Origin of the sequence: Citrobacter sp. 172116965 (assembly GCF_013458095.1) — a bacterium.
Classification (GTDB): Bacteria; Pseudomonadota; Gammaproteobacteria; order Enterobacterales; family Enterobacteriaceae; genus Citrobacter; species Citrobacter braakii.
Map to the genome: position 1 here is coordinate 1,344,332 of NZ_CP046673.1, position 20,054 is coordinate 1,364,385.

20 protein-coding genes and 1 tRNA gene are annotated in these 20,054 nt (G+C 52.0%); 10 read left to right on the forward strand and 11 right to left on the reverse strand.

The features are described from left to right. Positions 1-124: 124 nt before the first annotated feature. Both lpxH and ppiB read right to left on the reverse strand, forming a co-directional pair. Positions 125-847, reverse strand: a complete 723-nt coding sequence (gene lpxH / locus GPJ68_RS06370) for a UDP-2,3-diacylglucosamine diphosphatase (protein WP_104652279.1) — start codon at positions 845-847, stop codon at positions 125-127. 2 nt (positions 848-849) lie between these two features. Continuing rightward, the gene (ppiB, locus tag GPJ68_RS06375; protein WP_180837183.1) at positions 850-1,344 is read right to left on the reverse strand and encodes a peptidylprolyl isomerase B; all 495 of its coding nucleotides are present in this window, start codon (positions 1,342-1,344) and stop codon (positions 850-852) included. 173 nt (positions 1,345-1,517) lie between these two features. Here ppiB and cysS point away from each other — a divergent pair, with 173 nt between their 5' ends. Beyond that, on the forward strand, positions 1,518-2,903 hold the full coding sequence (gene cysS, locus GPJ68_RS06380) for a cysteine--tRNA ligase (RefSeq protein ID WP_006685638.1): 1,386 nt from the start codon (positions 1,518-1,520) through the stop codon (positions 2,901-2,903). A 90-nt stretch (positions 2,904-2,993) separates the two neighbouring features. On the opposite strand, the gene GPJ68_RS06385 is transcribed toward cysS, so the two are convergent. The 3 genes from GPJ68_RS06385 to folD all read right to left on the reverse strand — a co-directional run bounded on the left by GPJ68_RS06385 (position 2,994) and on the right by folD (position 4,722). Further along, complete coding sequence (locus GPJ68_RS06385; RefSeq protein WP_046276061.1) at positions 2,994-3,518, reverse strand: metal-dependent hydrolase; 525 nt, start codon at positions 3,516-3,518, stop codon at positions 2,994-2,996. Between the two features lie 123 nt (positions 3,519-3,641). Then, the gene (ybcJ, locus tag GPJ68_RS06390) at positions 3,642-3,854 is read right to left on the reverse strand and encodes a ribosome-associated protein YbcJ (RefSeq protein WP_016152124.1); all 213 of its coding nucleotides are present in this window, start codon (positions 3,852-3,854) and stop codon (positions 3,642-3,644) included. A 1-nt stretch (position 3,855) separates the two neighbouring features. Continuing rightward, a complete protein-coding gene (folD, locus tag GPJ68_RS06395; protein WP_003021887.1) occupies positions 3,856-4,722 on the reverse strand; it encodes a bifunctional methylenetetrahydrofolate dehydrogenase/methenyltetrahydrofolate cyclohydrolase FolD in 867 nt (288 codons plus the stop codon). Between the two features lie 575 nt (positions 4,723-5,297). On the opposite strand from folD, the gene fimA reads away from it, so the two are divergent. From fimA to sfmF, 6 genes are all read left to right on the forward strand, one after another. Next, entirely contained in the window at positions 5,298-5,852 is a 555-nt protein-coding gene (gene fimA / locus GPJ68_RS06400; protein ID WP_019076202.1) for a type 1 fimbrial major subunit FimA, read from the forward strand. A 77-nt stretch (positions 5,853-5,929) separates the two neighbouring features. Beyond that, the gene (fimI, locus tag GPJ68_RS06405) at positions 5,930-6,463 is read left to right on the forward strand and encodes a type 1 fimbrial protein subunit FimI (protein WP_019076203.1); all 534 of its coding nucleotides are present in this window, start codon (positions 5,930-5,932) and stop codon (positions 6,461-6,463) included. Positions 6,464-6,504: 41 nt separating this feature from the next. After that, positions 6,505-7,197, forward strand: coding sequence for a type 1 fimbria chaperone FimC (gene fimC, locus GPJ68_RS06410; RefSeq protein WP_016152127.1), 693 nt, complete (start codon positions 6,505-6,507; stop codon positions 7,195-7,197). 7 nt (positions 7,198-7,204) lie between these two features. Beyond that, positions 7,205-9,826 (forward strand): fimbrial biogenesis usher protein, encoded by a 2,622-nt coding sequence (locus tag GPJ68_RS06415; RefSeq protein ID WP_104652278.1) that lies wholly within the window; start codon positions 7,205-7,207, stop codon positions 9,824-9,826. Positions 9,827-9,830: 4 nt separating this feature from the next. Beyond that, positions 9,831-10,838 (forward strand): type 1 fimbria D-mannose specific adhesin FimH, encoded by a 1,008-nt coding sequence (gene fimH / locus GPJ68_RS06420; RefSeq protein WP_016155910.1) that lies wholly within the window; start codon positions 9,831-9,833, stop codon positions 10,836-10,838. Further along, complete coding sequence (gene sfmF, locus GPJ68_RS06425; protein WP_019076205.1) at positions 10,831-11,367, forward strand: fimbria assembly protein; 537 nt, start codon at positions 10,831-10,833, stop codon at positions 11,365-11,367. Before fimH ends, sfmF begins: the two co-directional genes overlap by 8 nt. 49 nt (positions 11,368-11,416) lie before the next feature. Here the strand turns inward: sfmF and fimZ are convergent, their stop codons facing one another. The 4 genes from fimZ to fimW form a co-directional block, all read right to left on the reverse strand. Continuing rightward, positions 11,417-12,049, reverse strand: a complete 633-nt coding sequence (fimZ, locus tag GPJ68_RS06430) for a fimbria biosynthesis transcriptional regulator FimZ (protein ID WP_016152131.1) — start codon at positions 12,047-12,049, stop codon at positions 11,417-11,419. Between the two features lie 421 nt (positions 12,050-12,470). Then, positions 12,471-13,448, reverse strand: coding sequence for an IS5-like element ISKpn26 family transposase (locus GPJ68_RS06435; RefSeq protein ID WP_180837185.1), 978 nt, complete (start codon positions 13,446-13,448; stop codon positions 12,471-12,473). Further along, positions 13,445-14,071 carry a fimbriae Y protein gene (locus GPJ68_RS06440; RefSeq protein ID WP_255489520.1) on the reverse strand — a complete coding sequence of 209 codons (627 nt, stop codon included), beginning with the start codon at positions 14,069-14,071 and terminating at the stop codon, positions 13,445-13,447. The genes GPJ68_RS06435 and GPJ68_RS06440 overlap by 4 nt, the downstream gene beginning before the upstream one ends. 385 nt (positions 14,072-14,456) lie before the next feature. Then, positions 14,457-15,050, reverse strand: a complete 594-nt coding sequence (gene fimW, locus GPJ68_RS06445; RefSeq protein ID WP_016155913.1) for a fimbria biosynthesis transcriptional regulator FimW — start codon at positions 15,048-15,050, stop codon at positions 14,457-14,459. A gap of 36 nt (positions 15,051-15,086) precedes the next feature. Between fimW and GPJ68_RS06450 the strand changes: the two genes are divergently transcribed. Beyond that, positions 15,087-15,266: a hypothetical protein gene (locus GPJ68_RS06450; protein ID WP_104652398.1), complete on the forward strand. Its 180-nt coding sequence runs from the start codon at positions 15,087-15,089 to the stop codon at positions 15,264-15,266. A 39-nt stretch (positions 15,267-15,305) separates the two neighbouring features. Further along, positions 15,306-15,382: transfer RNA gene (locus tag GPJ68_RS06455), tRNA-Arg, on the forward strand. Positions 15,383-15,390: 8 nt separating this feature from the next. Here the strand turns inward: GPJ68_RS06455 and torS are convergent. Continuing rightward, positions 15,391-18,177, reverse strand: a complete 2,787-nt coding sequence (gene torS / locus GPJ68_RS06460) for a TMAO reductase system sensor histidine kinase/response regulator TorS (protein WP_104652399.1) — start codon at positions 18,175-18,177, stop codon at positions 15,391-15,393. 82 nt (positions 18,178-18,259) lie between these two features. Here torS and torT point away from each other — a divergent pair, with 82 nt between their 5' ends. Next, positions 18,260-19,291, forward strand: coding sequence for a TMAO reductase system periplasmic protein TorT (gene torT, locus GPJ68_RS06465; RefSeq protein ID WP_047501845.1), 1,032 nt, complete (start codon positions 18,260-18,262; stop codon positions 19,289-19,291). Here torT and torR read toward each other — a convergent pair. Beyond that, entirely contained in the window at positions 19,264-19,956 is a 693-nt protein-coding gene (gene torR / locus GPJ68_RS06470) for a two-component system response regulator TorR (protein WP_049042941.1), read from the reverse strand. The two genes, torT and torR, sit on opposite strands and share 28 nt — an antisense overlap. Positions 19,957-20,054 lie beyond the last annotated feature (98 nt).

A 20,054-nucleotide genomic window follows, 5' to 3' on the forward strand; every position in this document is an offset into this window, starting at 1 on the left:
AGAATAGCATAATTCGCCGTCAAGGAAAACGATTGCGCGCTTTACACTTCACCCTTCAAGCAGCCTCTGTAGCTGGCTGCATCTCAACGAGTTTTGTGTAAAGAGGAACTGGATATCTGCGGAATTAAAACGGAAATGCGATCAGTTCAACGTCATTTGGCGTGACTTTGATCATCGACCCTTCGGTGTGCCATGCGCCTAATACCACACGGAAAGCGGGTTGCTCATTGGCCGTAAGTTCGTGGACTGCCGGGCGGTGGGTGTGGCCGTGAATTAACCACTGGACCTGATGCTGTTCCATCTCGGTGATGACGGCCTGCGGATTCACATCCATGATCTCCAGTGACTTGCTGCTGTTGGCCGCTTTGCTGTTGGCGCGCATTTTCGCGGCGATACGTTGGCGAACGAACAGAGGTAAGGAGAGGAACAGCTTCTGTAGCCAGGGTTGATGTACTTTGGCGCGAAACGCCTGATAGCCTGCATCGTCTGTACACAAAGTGTCGCCATGCATGATCAATACCTTGCGGCCATACAGGTTGAGTACTTTTTTCTCAGGCAGCAAGCTCATGCCGCTTTCACGGGCAAAACGTTTGCCGAGCAGAAAATCTCGGTTGCCGTGAATAAAAAAGCAGGGAACGCCGGAATCAACCAGTGATTTTATCGCCGCGGCTATTTCATGATGCAGTGGGGTTGGGTCGTCGTCGCCAATCCAGGCTTCAAACAGGTCGCCGAGAATGTACAGTGCATCAGCTTTTCGCGCATCACCGGCTAAAAAACGCAGAAAACCGGCGGTGATCGCCGGTTCTTCTGTGCAGAGGTGAAGATCTGCAATAAACAGTGTCGTCACGATTACTCGCTGACGGTCACGTTTTCGATGATGACGTCTTCTTTTGGCACATCCTGGTGCATACCGCTGCGACCAGTGGAAACGCCTTTGATTTTATCAACCACGTCCATGCCTTCAACAACTTCGGCAAACACGCAATAACCCCAACCCTGCATGCTTTCGCCGGAGAAGTTCAGGAAGTCGTTGTCTGCAACGTTGATGAAGAACTGTGCGGTTGCGGAGTGCGGAGCCTGAGTACGCGCCATCGCCAGCGTACCACGGGTGTTTTTCAGACCGTTGTTCGCTTCGTTTTTGATCGCTTCTTTCGTGGCTTTTTGCTTCATGCCCGGTTCGAAACCGCCGCCCTGGATCATGAAACCGTTAATAACACGGTGGAAAATGGTGTTGTTGTAAAAACCTTCGCGGCAGTAGTACAGGAAGTTTTTAACTGTTTCAGGCGCTTTATCATCAAACGTTTTGATTACGATATCGCCGTGATTAGTGTGGAAAGTAACCATTTTTGCATCCTGTTCCGATAGATTGGTGCTTCGACCCCGTGAAGGGTCAGAGTTAGGGGTGTGTTATAGCATAACCGCAAGCTGCGATCACCTCGCAAAGTGTGCTGCTTCCGGTCTAAATTATGGGTATTATACAGACTTTACTATCCACACACGTCTACACGGAATCTTCGATGTTAAAAATCTTTAATACACTGACGCGCCAAAAAGAGGAATTCAAACCTATTCATGCCGGGGAAGTCGGCATGTACGTGTGTGGTATTACCGTTTACGATCTCTGTCATATTGGCCACGGACGTACCTTCGTTTCTTTCGACGTTGTCGCGCGCTATTTGCGCTTCCTCGGCTATAAGCTGAAATATGTGCGCAATATTACTGATATCGATGACAAAATCATCAAGCGCGCGAATGAAAACGGTGAGAGCTTTGTGGCGTTGGTCGACAGAATGATCGCGGAAATGCATAGCGATTTCGACGCACTGAATATTCTGCGCCCGGATCTGGAGCCGCGCGCTACGCACCATATCGCTGAGATCATTGAAATCACTGAACAGCTGATTGCCAAAGGTCACGCTTATGTCGCTGATAACGGCGACGTGATGTTCGACGTGCCGACTGACCCGAACTATGGTCAGCTGTCACGCCAGGATCTGGATCAGCTGCAGGCGGGCGCACGCGTTGATGTGGTTGATGTGAAGCGCAACCCGATGGACTTCGTGCTGTGGAAAATGTCCAAAGAAGGCGAGCCGAGCTGGCCGTCTCCGTGGGGGGCGGGTCGTCCTGGCTGGCACATCGAATGTTCGGCGATGAACTGCAAACAGTTGGGCAACCATTTTGATATTCATGGCGGTGGTTCGGATCTGATGTTCCCGCACCATGAAAACGAAATCGCTCAGTCCACCTGTGCGCATGACGGTGAATACGTTAATTACTGGATGCACTCCGGGATGGTGATGGTTGACCGGGAGAAAATGTCCAAATCGTTGGGCAACTTCTTTACCGTGCGTGACGTGCTGAAATACTACGACGCCGAAACCATTCGCTACTTCCTGATGTCTGGTCATTACCGTAGCCAGTTAAACTACAGCGAAGAGAACCTGAAGCAGGCGCGCTCTGCGCTGGAGCGTCTGTATACCGCGCTGCGCGGCACCGATAAGTCCGTTGCTCCAGCCGGTGGCGAAGCCTTTGAAGCACGCTTCATTGAAGCGATGGACGATGACTTCAATACGCCGGAAGCCTACTCCGTGCTGTTTGATATGGCGCGTGAGGTTAACCGCCTGAAGGGTGAAGATATGGCGGCGGCTAACGGTATGGCTTCGCATCTGCGTAAGCTTTCCAGCGTGCTGGGCCTGCTGGAACAGGAGCCCGAAGCATTCCTGCAAAGCGGTGCGCAGGCGGATGACGGTGAAGTTGCTGAAATTGAAGCGTTAATCCAGCAGCGTCTGGATGCCCGTAAAGCCAAAGACTGGGCGGCAGCTGACGCCGCGCGTGACCGTCTCAATGAGATGGGTATCGTGCTGGAAGATGGCCCGCAGGGCACTACCTGGCGCCGTAAGTAATGATATTGATTGCCGGATGGCGGCTCGCGCCCTGTCCGGCAATCAATGTACGAATGTCGGTCGGATAAGACGCTTGCTGTATCCGGCAAATTAATATTTCCGATACCACCACAGCACACCCATCATCATAACTCCCGGTAGCCATACCCATATCAACTCCGAAATTATCACCTGGTGCCCGTATGGTGTGGCGTAGCGAGATAGCGCAAACGGGGCGACTTTAATCACCTGCCACGGTGCAAAGAAGCGTTCATCCGACCACGGCCACAGCCAGCCGACGCCTTTGCCGCCAGTGGTGACCGAATCCAACAGACTGTGCGACAGCAGTGAAACCGTCAGGAATAGCCAGCAGCGAATTAAGCCTGCCTTAAACCATCGTCGACCCATCCATACGCAGAGCAGCGGCACCACGAAGGCGAACAGCAGCGAATGGGTAAAACCACGGTGACCAAACACGTTGCCGTAGGCGACGCCAAGCTTAAACGACAGTACGTCGGCATCCGGCAGCATAGCCAGAATGACGCCAGTAAATAGTAATTGCGGGGGGATGACTTTACGCCCGAGACCTAATCCTAAACAGAGAGGAACGGCAGCGTGGGTAACGATTGTTGGCATGATGATCGCTTCGTGTGGAAAAACAACATGCTAACAGTTCACTGTGAAGTGGTGATGAAGTCATTATCTGAAAAGGAGAGAGGAAGTGGCCGGACAGGGGTTAACCTCATCCGGCACCTGGGATCACGCCACGACGTTAATGCTGTGGCCTTCAAAGCTGACGGTCTGTCCTGCAACGATTTTGCAGCGTTTACGCGTTTCTACCGCACCATCGACCTTCACTAACCCTTCGCCAATAGCAATTTTTGCCTGGGCGCCGCTTTCGCTCCAGCCTTCCAGCTTCAGTAAATCGCAGAGTTCAACGTGTGGGTGTTTACCCAGTGAAAATGTGGCCATCTTAAACGTCCTTTACATCATGATATTCAACACACGCCTGCAGCGTGTTTTCGATAAGTGTGGCGACCGTCATTGGGCCTACGCCGCCGGGTACCGGCGTGATGTATGACGCGCGTGCGGCAGCATCTTCAAAGACCACATCGCCAACAACCTTACCATTCTCCAGACGGTTGATGCCGACATCAATCACAATCGCACCTTCTTTGATCCACTCGCCGGGAATAAAGCCAGGTTTGCCGACGGCAACAATCAGCAGGTCTGCATGCTCTACATGGCGACGCAGATCTTTGGTGAACCGGTGGGTGACGGTGGTGGTGCAGCCAGCCAGCAGCAGCTCCATGCTCATCGGGCGGCCAACAATATTCGACGCGCCAATAACGACCGCATTCAGACCGTAGGTGTCGATATTGTAACGCTCAAGCAGAGTCACAATACCGCGCGGAGTACATGGGCGCAGGCGCGGCGCACGCTGGCACAGGCGACCAACGTTATACGGGTGGAAACCGTCAACGTCTTTATCCGGCGCAATACGCTCGAGAACTTTAACGTTGTCGATACCCGCAGGTAACGGCAGCTGGACCAGAATACCGTCGATGGTGGTATCTGCATTGAGCGTATCGATCAGCTCGAGCAGCTCTGCCTCGCTGGTGGTTTCAGGCAGGTCATAGGAGCGGGAGACAAACCCCACCTCGTCACAGGCTTTGCGTTTACTCGCGACATAAATCTGCGAAGCCGGGTTGCTACCTACCAGCACAACAGCCAGGCCTGGGGCGCGTAATCCAGCCGCTAAACGCGCCTGAACTTTTTGAGCAACCTCAGAGCGCACCTGCTGCGCAATCGTTTTACCGTCAATAATCTTTGCTGCCATCAGAGAGAGGATTCCGTCTGTTACGTTAAATCGAAGGGGATGCCGCTATTTTGTCAGAAGCGGGACGTGCTGTCAGTTTTCGTTTGCATTTTTACGTGCGCCAGGGGGTGTCACGATCTGCGAATGGGGTCAGTACAGAGGCTTAAGCCTTACGGATAATTAATAAGCATGCTAATTAAAATTAACGTGAATGAAACAACTCATCACCCTGGTATTTTCAGGGGTAATGCGCCACAAACCAGTCTGTTACGGTTAATTATGAGGGATTTTACCTCATTCTCACCCAGATTTTTCCTGGGTCCCATTAAGAATTAGCCAGGGTCATTAAAAGGATTTGCAGGTATTTTTCATTAATTGAAATGTTTAATTTATCGCTGTGACGAATAGTCATATTCGCGAGGAATAATTAGTGAATCAAATACTCAGGAGAGTTGGGGTAAAAGGTTAGCTAATTCTCATGCGATATATATCTTTACAGGATGCAGAGATAATTAGCCTGACATTTAATGTCGATAATGATTCAAACGGATCCCGCAGGATGCTGGAGCCGGATGTGTGTAATTCAAGGGAAATCCATGAAACGTAAATTAATGACCTCTTCTGTTATTGCCAGCCTGATGTTAGTCGCCGGTGCAGCGGTTGCAGCCGATCCGGTAAGCGTTAGCGGCGGTACTGTGCATTTTGAAGGTGAACTGGTCAATGCAGCCTGTGCAGTCAGTACTCAGTCATCCGATCAGGTTGTGACGTTAGGCCAGTATCGTACTGCCAGTTTTGCCGCAGTGGGTGACACTACAGCACAAATTCCGTTCTCTATCGTGCTGAACGACTGTGACCCGAACGTTGCCGCAACTGCAGCCGTTGCTTTCTCTGGCCAGTCCGATAATACCAATAACAACCTGCTGGCTGTCACTTCTGCAGACAACGGTACCACTGCAGGCGGTGTTGGGATTGAAATTCTGGACAATACGTCCACCGCGCTGAAGCCGGATGGCGCAACCTTCTCTACCGCTCAGGCGCTGGTAGAAGGGACCAACACCCTGCGTTTCTCTGCGCGTTACAAAGCCACTGCCGCAAGCGCAACGCCGGGTCAGGCAAATGCCGACGCGACATTCATCATGAAGTACGAATAAGCCGTTTTGATTTGCGCAAGGATGACGTTCGCCTCAATGGATGAGGCAATATCCGGGGATGATGAAGGATGCGGCAGATGATAGGGAAAGGCGTGGCGCTGGCGGGAATGCTGTGCGTAATGCCTGTGCTTTCACATACGGTAATACTGGAAAGTGGCCGCGTCCACTTACGGGGGCAGCTCGTCAACGGCGCCTGTACGGTCGCCACTGACAGTCAGGATATGCGGGTGCAAATGGGGCAGTATCGCACCAATGCTTTCTCTGGGACGGGAAGCTTCGCCTCTACCAGCGTACCGTTTTCACTGCGCTTAACGTCGTGCAGCTCCGATGTTTATGACCATGTTGGGATTGCGTTTGCGGGCGTGACGCCAGCGGAAGATCCGCAGGTTTTTCTTGCCAGCGGCGATGCGTCTGCGGCTTCGGGGATTGGCCTGGCGTTATTTGACGAGCGCCAACGGCAAATTATACCGAATGCCCTGCCGCTTCATTATGTGCCGATTATAACGCAAGAGATGACGTTTCATTTCACTGCCCGCTATCGGGCTGTCTCGGAAAATATAACGCCGGGAACGCTTCGCTCAGACGTGTGGTTTACGTTGGTTTATCCCTGATTTATTTCCCAACGATAATCGCATCAAAGGTATTTTTAGCTATGTTTAATTATCTAAAATCAGGTTTTATCCTTTTACTGGCCTTATTTTCTGCTGCCAGTGTTCAGGCTGCCGGAGGCATTGCATTAGGCGCCACTCGCGTTATTTATCCGGCCGATGCCAAACAAACGTCCCTGTCTATTAGCAATAGCGATACCAAAGAACGTTACCTGGTAAATTCATGGATTGAGAATAGCGCAGGCGCTAAAGAAAAATCGTTTGTGGTTACGCCTCCGCTGTTTGTTAGTGAACCCAAAAGCGAAAACACGCTGCGTATCATCTATGCCGGTGAACCGCTGCCCAAAGACCGTGAGTCGCTGTTCTGGATGAACGTCAAAGCCATTCCGTCAGTCAATAAAAACAGCCTTGAGGGCAAAAACGTTCTGCAACTGGCGATTCTGTCACGCATCAAACTTTTCGTTCGTCCGAATAATCTGCCGCAAATCCCGGAAGATGCACCAGGAATGCTGACCTTTTCCCGCTCCGGCAACCACCTGAAGATCAACAATCCGTCAGCGTATTACGTCACGTTGGTCAATCTCAATGTGGGGAAAACGAAGGTCGATAACGTGATGGTTGCGCCGAAAAGCGATGCGCAGGTCCTGCTACCCACGGGCGTTCAGGGCAACGTCACGTTCCAGACGGTCAATGATTATGGCGCTGTGACCCCGGCTAAAACGGTTAGTGTGCGTTGAGATAACGATGAATAAGACAACGTATTTTCCTGGCCTGTTACCGGGGGTTACGCCACCGCTGGCGGGGGTGGCGTTGTCCACGCTGGCGGCGCTCTTTCCCTCTCTAAGCTATGGGGAAAGCTATTTTAATCCGGCCTTTTTATCTGCGGATACGGCAACCGTGGCGGATTTATCACGTTTTGAAAAAGGCAATCACCAGCCTGAAGGCGTTTATCGCGTGGATATCTGGCGCAACGATGAGTTTGTTGCCACTCAGGATATTCGTTTTACTACCAGTGCGGCAAAAGCCGGGGAGAAGTCCGGTGGGTTGATGCCGTGCTTTGGACTCGACTGGGTGAAGCGCCTTGGCGTCAATATCGCCGCGTTTCCGGCACTCAGTAAGGATCCGAACGATACCTGTATCAATCTACCTGAGGCGATTCCTGGCAGCGAGATTGCGTTTGATTTTTCTACCCTGCGCTTAAACGTCAGCCTGCCACAGGCGTCAATGTTAAACAGCGCGCGCGGCTATATTCCACCGGAAGAGTGGGATGAAGGGATCCCGGCCGCGCTGGTTAACTACAGCTTTACCGGCAGCCGTGGCAGTGATACTGACAGCTATTTCCTCAGTATGCTCAGTGGTCTGAACTATGGCCCCTGGCGGCTGAGAAACAACGGTGCGTGGAGCTACTCCAAGGGCGACGGATACCACTCACAAAGCTGGAAAAACATCGGTACATGGCTTCAGCGCGCAATTGTCCCGCTGAAGGGCGAACTGGTGATGGGCGACAGCAACACTGGCAACGACGTTTTTGACAGCGTCGGGTTTCGCGGTGCGCGGCTCTATTCCTCAGACAGTATGTATCCCGACAGCTTACAGGGCTACGCGCCTACCGTTCGCGGCATTGCGCGTACCGCAGCGAAACTGACCATTCGTCAGAATGGCTATGTGATTTATCAAAGCTATGTTTCACCCGGCGCTTTCTCGATAACCGATCTCAACCCAACGTCATCCAGCGGTGATCTTGAGGTCACGGTGGATGAGAAGGACGGCAGCCAGCAACGCTATACGGTGCCGTACTCCACCGTTCCCTTATTACAGCGAGAAGGGCGTTTCAAATATGACGTTGTCGCCGGGGATTTTCGCAGCGGCAATAGCCAGCAATCTTCACCGTTCTTTTTCCAGGGAACATTAATTGCCGGGTTACCAGAGGGCTATACCGCATACGGTGGTACGCAGTTGGCCTCACGTTACACCGCGGTGGTTTTAGGCACCGGTCGAAACCTGGGGGACTGGGGGGCGGTTTCTGTCGATCTCACCCATGCGCGCAGCCAACTGGCGGATGACAGTACGCACCAGGGGCAGTCTTTGCGTTTCTTGTATGCGAAATCGCTGAACAATTTTGGCACTAACTTCCAGTTGTTGGGGTATCGATACTCAACGCGTGGCTTCTATACCCTCGACGATGTGGCGTATCGCAGTATGGAAGGCTATGAGTACGAATACGACAGTGAGGGCAATCGCCACGACGTGCCCAATGTGACGAGTTACCACAACCTGAGCTACAGCAAAAAGGGCCGTTTCCAGATCAACATTTCGCAGAATCTGGGGGATTACGGATCGCTGTATATCTCGGGTAGTCAGCAGACGTACTGGAATACTTCAGACACCAATACCTGGTATCAACTGGGCTATGCCAGCGGCTGGCAGGGGATTAGCTATTCACTCTCCTGGTCGTGGAATGAATCGGTTGGCATCTCCGACACCGATCGTATTCTGGCGTTCAATATGTCTGTACCGTTCAGCCTGCTGAGCGGACGGCGTTACTCGCGTGATAACGCCCTCGATCGCACCTACGCCACCTTTAATGCCAACCGTAATAGCAACGGGCAGAACAGTTGGCAGAGCGGAATCGGCGGTACGTTGCTGGATGGGCGCAACCTGAGCTACAGCGTGAATCAGGGGCACAGCAGCAGCAATGGCTATAGCGGAAACGCCAGCGCCAACTGGCAGGCGGCCTATGGCACGCTGGGCGTGGGTTACAACTACGACCGTGACCAGCATGACTACAACTGGCAGCTCTCCGGCGGCGTGGTGGGGCATGCGGACGGCATTACGCTCAGTCAGCCTCTGGGCGATACCAACGTGCTGATTAAAGCGCCGGGCGCGCAGGGTGTACGGATAGAGAACCAGACCGGCGTTCAAACCGACTGGCGCGGATACGCGGTGATGCCATATGCCACCGTCTATCGTTATAACCGCGTCGCGTTAGACACCAATTCCATGAACAACAATACCGATGTGGAGAATAACGTCAGTAGCGTAGTGCCAACGCAAGGGGCGCTGGTGCGGGCGGCGTTTGATACACGAATCGGTGTGCGGGCGCTGATTACCGCCAAACATGCCGGTAAACCAGTGCCGTTTGGCTCCGTCGTGCGTGAAAACACCAGCGGCGTGACCAGCATGGTGGGTGAAGACGGGCAAATCTACCTGAGCGGCCTGCCGCTAAAAGGCGAGTTGTTGATCCAATGGGGGGAAGGCGCAAACGCGCGCTGCGTGGCGCGCTATGCCTTGCCAGAGGATAGCCTGAAACAAGCGGTAACGCTCACGAACGTGACGTGCGAATCTCCGTCAGCACGACAGGAATAATACGATGAAACGACAAACGGGTTTGTTACTGGGAAGCGCTTTACTGCTGATGGCCCATTCGTCCTGGGCGACGGTCTGCCAAAACTCGAATGGCACGCCAACGGATGTTTTTTACGATCTGTCGAATGTCTTCAACAGTAGTAACAACCAGCCGGGACAGGTGGTGACGTTACCGGAAAAATCTGGCTGGGTTGGCGTGAATGCCACCTGTCCGGCCGGGACAACGGTAAATTACACCTATCGAAGCTATGTCACTGAACTTCCGGTTCAAAGTACCGAAGGCGGCTTCCAGTATCTGAAGCTCAATGACTACCTGCTGGGGGCCATGAGCATAACCGATAGCTATGCCGGGTTATTTTATCCCCCGCGTAATTACATTCGCATGGGGACTCACCCTAACGTACCTAAGCAGCAGCCTTTTGGCGTGATGGATTCAAAGCTGGTGTTTAAGCTCAAAGTGATCCGCCCGTTTATTAACATGGTGCCGATTCCGCGGCAGACGATGTTCAGCGTCTATGTCACGACCAGTACCGGAGATGCGCTAAGCGTGCCGGTTTATACCATCAGCTACAGCGGCAAGGTGGAGGTTCCACAAAACTGCGAAGTAAACGCCGGGCAGATTGTTGAGTTTGATTTTGGTGATATTGGCGCATCGCTGTTTAGCAAGGCAGGAGCGGGAAACCGGCCAGAAGGCATCAATCCGCAGACCAAAACGGTAGCGATAAAATGCACCAACGTCGCTGCACAGGCCTACTTAACCATGCGTGTAGAGGCCGAGAAAGCCACCGGGCAAATGATGGTATCTGACAATCCCGATTTAGGTTTTATTGTCGCCGACAGCAGCGGTAAACCGCTGACGCCCAATAATCTGTCCAGCACTATCCCGTTTCAACTGGATGATAACGCCGCGGCGAGCGTGGGTATTCGAACATGGCCGGTTAGCGTGACGGGCAATAAACCTACCGAAGGACCTTTTACAGCCCGTGGCTATCTGCGAGTGGATTATGACTAACAAGCAAACGCCAGCCGCAGGGAAACGCCTGGCAATGGTGTGCCTGCTGACATTCAGCTCGTTGTGCCATGCCGCTTCGTCGCTGGGGGAAATCAATATTGAACTGCGCGGAAACGTGGTGGACTTTACCTGCGCGGTAATTGCCAGCGACAGCAATAAGTCCGTGGAGCTAGGCACCTGGCCGACCAAGCAGCTTCAGAACAGCGGAGATACTACTCAACCGGTCGCGTTTACGCTGAAGCTAGAAGGCTGCCCGCCGGGTTCCGCTTCGATAACGTTTTCCGGAACTCCGGCCCCGGGCACGACGTTGCTGGCGCTTGATGACGCGGTGATGGCGCAAAAGGTGGCGATCGAACTGCACGACAGCGACCGTACGCGATTGCCGCTCGAGCAGGCCAGTCAGACGGTGGGGATTGATGAGAACGGCAATGCCACGCTGACCTTTTTCGCAAACTATATCGCGTTAGCTGCTGGGGTTCAGCCTGGCATTGCCAGGGCTGATGCCACGTTCATGATTAACTATAACTAATCAATGCGCTAACAAAACACTCCCGAACGAAATCTCGCCGGGAGTGTTATTACATTAATTCATGCATTTTTGCGTAATCGATCAGCTCAACGATGGTGTGCAACCCGAGCTTGGAGTAGATATTAGCCTTGTGAGCGCTAATCGTTTTATTGCTGAGTAACAACTGCTCAGCAATTTCCTTATTGGATAGCCCGTTTGCCAGATAACGCAAAACGGTAACTTCACGGTTAGAGAGCGGCATGTCATGTAAGACGCCTTTTTGTGCATTTATATTGTTAATGAAATTAAGGGTATCCGAAGGAAAAAAGGAATATCCCGATAAAATCATTTTTACCGCATTGTAGATATCATTGAGATCCTTTCGTTTGCTGACAAACCCATTTGCACCGGCCCGGATAGCACGCCCGGCATAAAACGACTCGGATTTTGAGGACAGAAACAGTACCCGAGTTTTCTCCTGCAATGACTTTATTCTTTTGAGTAATGTAAACCCATCAGAACCAGGCAATTCAATATCCAGGATGACAAGATCGACAGGGTACGTGCGCAGATGTTCTATTGCCGTACGGCTGTCATCGGTTTTCAACACTACCTGAATATTACTGTTTTTCTCGAGTAGTACTTCTATCGACATTCTGACAATAGGGTGTTCGTCCATAATGATAACGGATGCTGGTTTCATTGTTGTATGCCTCAAACTGTTTGCGTATCTTGCGAATTTGATAAAACATCAGGCGTTATAATATTGTCAAATAGCCAAGAATTGTTCTGAGGGAGAGCCGAATAAATATTATTTCATCCTTGTTTATTCGGTTGTTCTTCTGCAGAACAATGAATTTGTGGAAAATCCATTTCACACCGGGAAAACTAACAATTAATCAGGAAACTGTGGGGATTATACCTGCTCTGCTCATTCGGAAAAGACTTACAACATCCTGGTTGTTAATGTCAGTTAGGGAAGGTGCGAATAAGCAGGTCATTTCTTCCCAAGCTGACTCGCTGATTAAAATTTCGCGGATCTGGGCCGATTTTTTTCCCGCAAACACATCGAATCAGCCTATTTAGGCTATTTTTTCCACCATTTCTGGCGTTATTTCCGGTTTTTACTGAGATCTCTCCCACTGACGTATCATTTGGTCCACCCGAAACAGGTTGGCCAGGGTGAATAACATCGCCAGTTGGTTATCGTTTTTCAGCAGCCCTTTGTATCTGGCTTTCACGAAGCCGAACTGCCGCTTGATGATGCGAAACGGGTGCTCCACCCTGGCACGGATGCTGGCTTTCATGTATTCGATGTTGATGGCCGTTTTGTTCTTGCGCGGATGCTGCTTCAAGGTTTTTACCTTGCCGGGACGCTCGGCGATCAGCCAGTCCACATCCACCTCGGCCAGCTCCTCGCGCTGTGGCGCTCCTTGGTAGCCGGCATCGGCTGAGACAAATTGCTCCTCTCCATGAAGCAGATTACCCAGCTGATTGAGGTCATGCTCGTTGGCCGCGGTGGTGACTAGGCTGTGGGTCAGGCCACTCTTGGCATCGACACCAATGTGGGCCTTCATGCCAAAGTGCCACTGATTGCCTTTCTTGGTCTGATGCATCTCCGGATCGCGTTGCTGCTCTTTGTTCTTGGTAGAGCTGGGGGCCTCAATGATGGTGGCATCCACCAAAGTGCCTTGGGTCATCATGACGCCTGCTTCGGCCAGCCAGCGATTGATGGTCTTGAACAATTGACGTGCCAGTTGATGCTGCTCCAGGTGGCGGAAATTCATGATGGTGGTGCGATCCGGCAGGGCGCTATCCAGGGATAATCGGGCAAACAGGCGCATGGAGGCGATTTCGTACAGGGCATCTTCCATGGCACCGTCGCTCAGGTTGTACCAATGCTGCATGCAGTGAATACGCAGCATGGTCTCCAGCGGATAGGGCCGTCGGCCATTGCCCGCCTTGGGATAAAACGGCTCGATGACAGCGGTCATATTCTGCCATGGCAGAATCTGCTCCATGCGGGAGAGGAAAATCTCTTTTCGGGTCTGACGGCGCTTAGTGCTGAATTCACTATCGGCGAAGGTGAGTTGATGGCTCATGATGTCCCTCTGGGATGCGCTCCGGATGAATATGATGATCTCATATCAGGAACTTGTTCGCACCTTCCTAAGGTAATCAGCTCCCAGTCGAACTGATTTATACGCCTGGAATGAATATAGTTAAGAACCGGAGATAATAAGGCCTGGCGCATCTCGGGGAGGCGCAAATTGCGTGGCAAGATATAAAATGGACCGGACAGTGAAATAAATCTAGTGAGGTCTTCATCGCGACTGGAAAGCATTATGAAGATTTGGATGTTATTATGCTTCTTAATTAGCTGGCGCAGGCTTTCAAGTATATCGAAATAAGGGGTTGTTAAGCTTTCAATGTCAATCACTAACTGGCTAATTACCGGCTCTTGCATGCTGAGCAAAGTCGATTCAACGCTCTGGAAGATCGCCGTGCGAGTACCTGAGAATAAATGTCGACTCAGCGCATAGGCCAGATAGTAGTCTGTCGTAATTATCGCCTGAGATATAGTGCCGTCCGGTAAGGTGTATTCGAGTTTTTGCGCCAGATACTCGATCCGGTCAAATACCTGTGAGGTACAGTGGGGAAATTGCCAGCTACAGTTAGCGTTTCGTATACGGCGATAGCGGTCCCGGCGTTTTGCACTGTGCATCCTTTTCCATTCCATTTCTGTTGCGGCAGGTCTGGATAAATTGCTGACTACAGGCATCCCTGAACCAAACTTTTGTCAGCGCAAAGGTGAGTTGACTTGTGCCGTTGGGTTTCAGTGCTTCAACAATCATCAGACTGGCAATTGCGTACTCCATCAGAATAATCTGCCGGAAGTTTTCTGATGTCTTACTCAATGCCCAAAAGATCGTTTTATCCAGTTCAACCTCTCTCTGAGATTAGATAAAATATTACCGGGTGTGTCTTTTTGTTACCCCGGAAATAGTATGGCCGGATTATTCTCGCAGCCTGAAGCCAGGTACAGTAGGAGCCGATGCTTAATCCATGATGAGATATTTCTCAATAAAAATTAGGCAGAGATACCCCGTCTAATTTTGCAGAAAGTTCAGATGTGCGCGGATGTATCTTAAGAATTGCTGATCGTTTTTCACATGCAGCTTTTTCATAATGCTGCGGCGGGTCGCTTTGGCCTGGATATCACTGACTGAGAGCAGATGAGCCGTTTCGGCTAACGTATACCCGCTGGCGAGAAACATTAAGAACTGGCGTTCTTCGATAGAAAAGTTGCGGGTGGTGCAGTAATGGCAGATAGTCGCGGGCACGCTAGTGCGCAGTGCGCGTTTTTGCAGGATGAGGACCAGTTTTTTGGTTATCTCGTCGACGTCATCTTCCCGATAAATCAGTGGCAACATGTACAGGCAGGGGCGGAACATCAGCTTATCTTTGTCGTTTTTGCTACAGATGACCACCCGGTGTTGGCGCCTGGTGTGGACAGGAACCATGTAACAATCGGCGCTGAGCCAATCTTCATCCAGTGAGATAAACGCGATTTCAGCGCGATCGATATCTTCGACAGGTAAAAAGCTAATCTCCTGATGCCACTGATTTGCCAGATGGGAGATGATGATTTTCAGTCCATGTTCGAAGTGACTGTTTTCTTCCTTGATGGCGATACTTAACATTAAAGAGTTCCTGACCACTGGAGAGGGGATAAAGGAATGTTAAGCAAAATCATAAATATTCTAAATACATGCATCCCTAAATCTGACGTTTTGCGGGCTGAGTTGTTACCAGGTGATTTCCTGGATACCTTTGAACAAGCAGAAAAAATCAACATTCGTACACTTCGCCAGCAACCGAAACAAAAGGCATTGACTCAGCAAGCGCTGACCGTATAATTCACGCGTTTCATCTGCATGAAGTAATCACTTCGCAATGCGCCCTTAGCTCAGTTGGATAGAGCAACGGCCTTCTAAGCCGTAGGTCGTAGGTTCGAATCCTACAGGGCGTACCATTTCAACGTCACTTCTGATGTTCAGCTTCGGCTAATCGCGACAAATTTTCTTTTGCCAACCACATTTCCACTTCTGTAAGACTTAGTTGTACTTCCTCTCTGAGTGAAAAATCAGCTAGCGGCTGCTGTTCAAGCGCTGCGCACATCCGGCTGGCAGAACGCATACCCATGCTGGCGCAGCTGCTTTTTAGCTGATGTGCCAGACGTTTTATCTTCTCGTACTCACATGCTGCGTGCGCTGCGTCAATCTCATCTAATACAGGAAGGGTGTGTTGCTTAAAGAGCGCTAACCATTCGTGCACCTTTTGCCATCCCATTAGCTGGATATCCCCGGCTAATTGCTGGGTATCTAACCGTTGGTTGTCATTTTCTAATGCAGCCGGGAGAGGGGCGTTACCGTGCAGATAATGGGTAATGAGCCGACTGAGTTCATCCTGGGGAACCGGTTTTTGAATAACGCCGAGAAACAGGGTGCTGGTTCTTTGGCTTAGCGTTTTGTCGATGACGTGTGCGCTAAAGCCTATTAGCTTTAACGTCGGAAACTCGCGGGTTAACTGTTGCGCCAGCGTGATGCCGTCGATATCCGGAAGATCAAAATCAACCAGCGCGGCATTATACTGGGCGTCTTGCTGCAGTATGGTGAGCGCCGCAGCCGCACTGTCGGCAGCGGTGACCTGGGCGCCATTGAGGGTGAGCATTTCTGTACTGATGCGCTGCGTGAGGGGGTTATCCTCGATTAGCAGCAAGCGTAAACCCTGTAACGATATGGCACGTGGAACGGATTTAGCTACCGGCATCGCGCCAGCCCGTAATGGCAGACGCAGACGAAAGCAGCTTCCGACTCCCGGCGTACTGGTGACGCTCAGTTCTCCCTGCATCGCCTGCGCAAGGCTGGCACTGATAGTGAGTCCAAGCCCGGTCCCCCCACGTTTACCGCTAACCTGAACAAACGGCTGAAAAATATCGCGCTGATGGACAGGGTCAATCCCGCATCCCGTGTCCTCAACCTCAATATACCAGTCCTGATCTTTACATCGGCTACGCAGGGTGATGTGTCCGCGATCGGTAAAGCGCAGCGCGTTGTTTAATAGGTTAGTTATGATTTGCCGAATGCGGCGCGGATCGCCGCGTAGGGAGTCGGGGACGTCGTCGGCAAAATCCGTAACCAGCACGACCGGGCGACCCACAACGCGACCGTGCATGAGCTGAAGCGTACTTTCCAGCAAGGGTCTGGGCTCAAAAGGTTCATCGCCGATCGCCACATTTTTTCCGCCCGCTTCGATGGCGGAATAGTCCAGGATATCGTTGAGGATGGTCAGCAGAGACTCGCCAGAGTCGGTGATTGCGCGCAGATTCTCCTGATGCTGCGCCAGAGCGGGATTGTCTGAGAGCAACTGCGCAGTGCCGAGGATCCCATACAGCGGGGTGCGTATTTCATGGCTCATGGCGGCCAGAAACGCCGATTTTGCCTGGTTGGCTTTTTCGGCTTCTGCCCGCGCCTGACGGTGTTCAGACACCATAGAACGCAGTTCGGCGGTGCGAGCTTTTACCTGAGCGGCCAGATGTTCGCGATGGCTATTAAGGGCGTGAACGCTGCCGCGAAAGGCATCCATCAACCGCCCGATGGTATCCAGTTCGCGAACGCCCGCGGTTTCCGGAAATGGGGAGTCAATATCACCTTCAAGCAGACGCTGTAACGCCTGGGTTTGCTGCGCCAACGGACGCGTGACCGAGCGGTAAACTACGCGCCAAAGAATGAGAATTAACAAGCACAATGACACCGCACCTAACAGCAGCAGCAGCGTTTGCCCGCGCTGGCTGGCCTGTTTGAGATGCGCCAGCCCGGTCTGATTGCGTTGGCCAATGATTTCTACCAACTGACTGACTTCGCTACTGAAACGGGTAAATTGCTCGATATTGTTCTGCGATAAGATCTGTAAGCGGGTGGTGATGTCATTATCCTGACGATACAGGGCCAGCAGATCGACATAACGGCTTATCGAATTTACAGCGCCGGCAACCTGAGTGCGTACCACCGGATCTTCAATGCGTATTTGTCGGCGGTGAAGCACTCTGACGGCGGCATTAAGCTGGGTTTCCAGCGCTGCAAGGTTATTCTGCGCCTGGTTATTCCCCAGATTCATCACCATTTGCTGCACGCGTAGCGCGCTCAGGCGCAGTTCATTCATCTGGTTATAATATTCCAGATCGATATCGATAAGCCTGTCGAGAGCGTGTTCCGCCGCCTGGCCCTGATGGCTCTCAATCAAATCATAAATGCTTGCCTGCGTAGCGCCCGCCGAGGTGGCGGCATTACTGGCCTGACCGCGCGCCATTTCGGCAACGTCGGCGGTAGCCTCAACAATATGTTGGCTGAGCTGTTGCTGCCGATCGCGCAGTTTCAGACGTTCGCCAACCAACTCCCCCTGATGGCTTAACGACTGGGCGATCTCTTTTTCCTGTTGTTCAATGGCCGACGTGTCAAAGCCCTGCTCGCGCAGGGTTTTCAGTAAAGCGGTTATTTTCAGGCTTTGGGCGGTTAACATACGCCCCTGAGCCAGCCACATATTTTCATTATCTGCGGTGGTCAGATTCTGCGCGGAAAACAGTTCCCAGGCGCTGGCTTCGCTGAGCTGGCGCGCCATGTCCATGGTCGGGATCAGCGCCTGGGTATTGGCCTGCTCAACCTGGCTGACAAAACGCAGGTTATACCAGCCTACCAGCGTACTAATGAGGGTCAGTGCCGCCATCAGCCCGAAGCCTATCCACAGTCGTTTGGTCAGAGATAAATTCACTGTCGGGTCGCCACAGATTAAAAAGGTTGAGTCCAAAAGAGGAAAGCAACTAGGATAAAGCCTTATCAATGTTGAGGCTATCATGCGCGTATTGGTTTTCCTGCTTATCACACTTTTTCCCGGCTTAGGTCACGCGACCGGGTCCGCACTGCTGCGCTGGCAGGATACCCAGCAGGCAGTGCCGGAGCCGCTAACGGACGTTACTGCGAACAAAGTCTGGAAACTGTGCGCGCTGTATCCCAGCCTGAAGGATTCCTACTGGCTTTCCGTGAATTACGGCATGCTGGAGGCGGCGAAAAAATACGGCGTAAGCCTGAAGGTGCTCGAGGCGGGAGGGTATCGCCAGTTCGACACGCAAAAATCACAAATCGCTCAATGCCAGCAATGGGGCGCGGATGCCATTTTGTTGGGCAGCAGCACGACGACTTTTCCGGATTTGCAGGCGCAGGTTGGCACGCTGCCGGTTATCGAGGTGGTGAATGCTATCCATGACGCAACGGTAAAAGCCCGGGTTGGGGTTCCGTGGTTCCAGATGGGTTATCAGCCAGGCCGCTATTTGGTTAAGTGGAGCGCGGGCAAACCGCTAAAGGTCTTATTATTGCCAGGACCTGATGACGCCGGGGGCAGTCGTGAGATGGTGGCCGGATTCCGTCAGGCGATTGCCGGCAGTCAGGTGCGCATCGTGGATGTGGCGTTGGGCGATAATGATATTGAAATACAGCGTAACCTGTTGCAGGAGATGCTTGAGCGTCACCCGGATGCCGACGTGGTGGCCGGTACAGCAATTGCTGCTGAAGCGGCAATGGGGGAGAAGCGCAATCAGGGCGCGCCGTTAACTGTCGTCTCTTTTTATCTGTCGCATCAGGTATATCGCGGGCTTAAACGCGAAAGAATCATTATGGCTGCCAGCGATCAAATGGTCTGGCAAGGTGAACTGGCGATTCAGCAGGCTATCAGAGTATTACAAGGACAACCGGTGCCGGAAAATATCAGTCCACCGATCCTGGTGCTCACCCCGAAAAATGCCGACAGCCAGCATGTAAAGTGCTCGTTGTCACCCGGCGGATTCCGTCCTGTTTATCTGTATCAGTACACGTCAGCCGCTAAAAAATAACCTTCCCCGTGCTGCGTTACCAGTAAATCAGCACGCAGCTTGTGGCGTAAACGGCGGATCAGTACGTCCACGGTGCGTAAGTCCGGATTGTCTACCCTTCGCGCCGAAAGCATGCGCAGTAAACGTTCGCGACTGAGAATTTCCCCCGGATTGGTGACAAACGCGACCAGCATTTCATACTCGGCGCGGGTGAGTTTGATTGCCTCTTCGCCCAGTTCCAGAGTATGACGGGAGACGTTCAAACAATACCCGGCAAACTGATAGCAATTGTCTTTGGCCTCCGGTCGCGCCTCGCGGGTAAGGTCGATACGCCAGAGTAAATTTTTCACTCTCACCACCAGTTCACGTAGCTCCAGCGGCTTGGTGACATAATCATCAGCACCCATTTCCAGGCCAACGATACGGTCAATTTGGTCACTACGACCCGTGACCAGGATGATCCCCACCGTTGAGCGTTCACGCAGGGCGCGGGTCAGCATTAAGCCATTTTCATCCGGGAGATTGATATCTAACAGAATAAGATCGACAGAGTGTTGTGACATGATTTCACGCAGGCCGGCTCCGCTGGCTGTGACCGAGACGTGATAACCTTCCTGTTCAAAATAAGCCTGTAATCGTGCCTGGGTAACGGGTTCATCCTCAACAATGACAATGTGATGCGACATCCTGGTTGTTGTCTCTTTCTGTTCATATCTGTTCACATTGTGCCGTAAGCCATTCATCCTGACCAGTGTTGCCGTTCACATTTGCGAAATAAGATCCT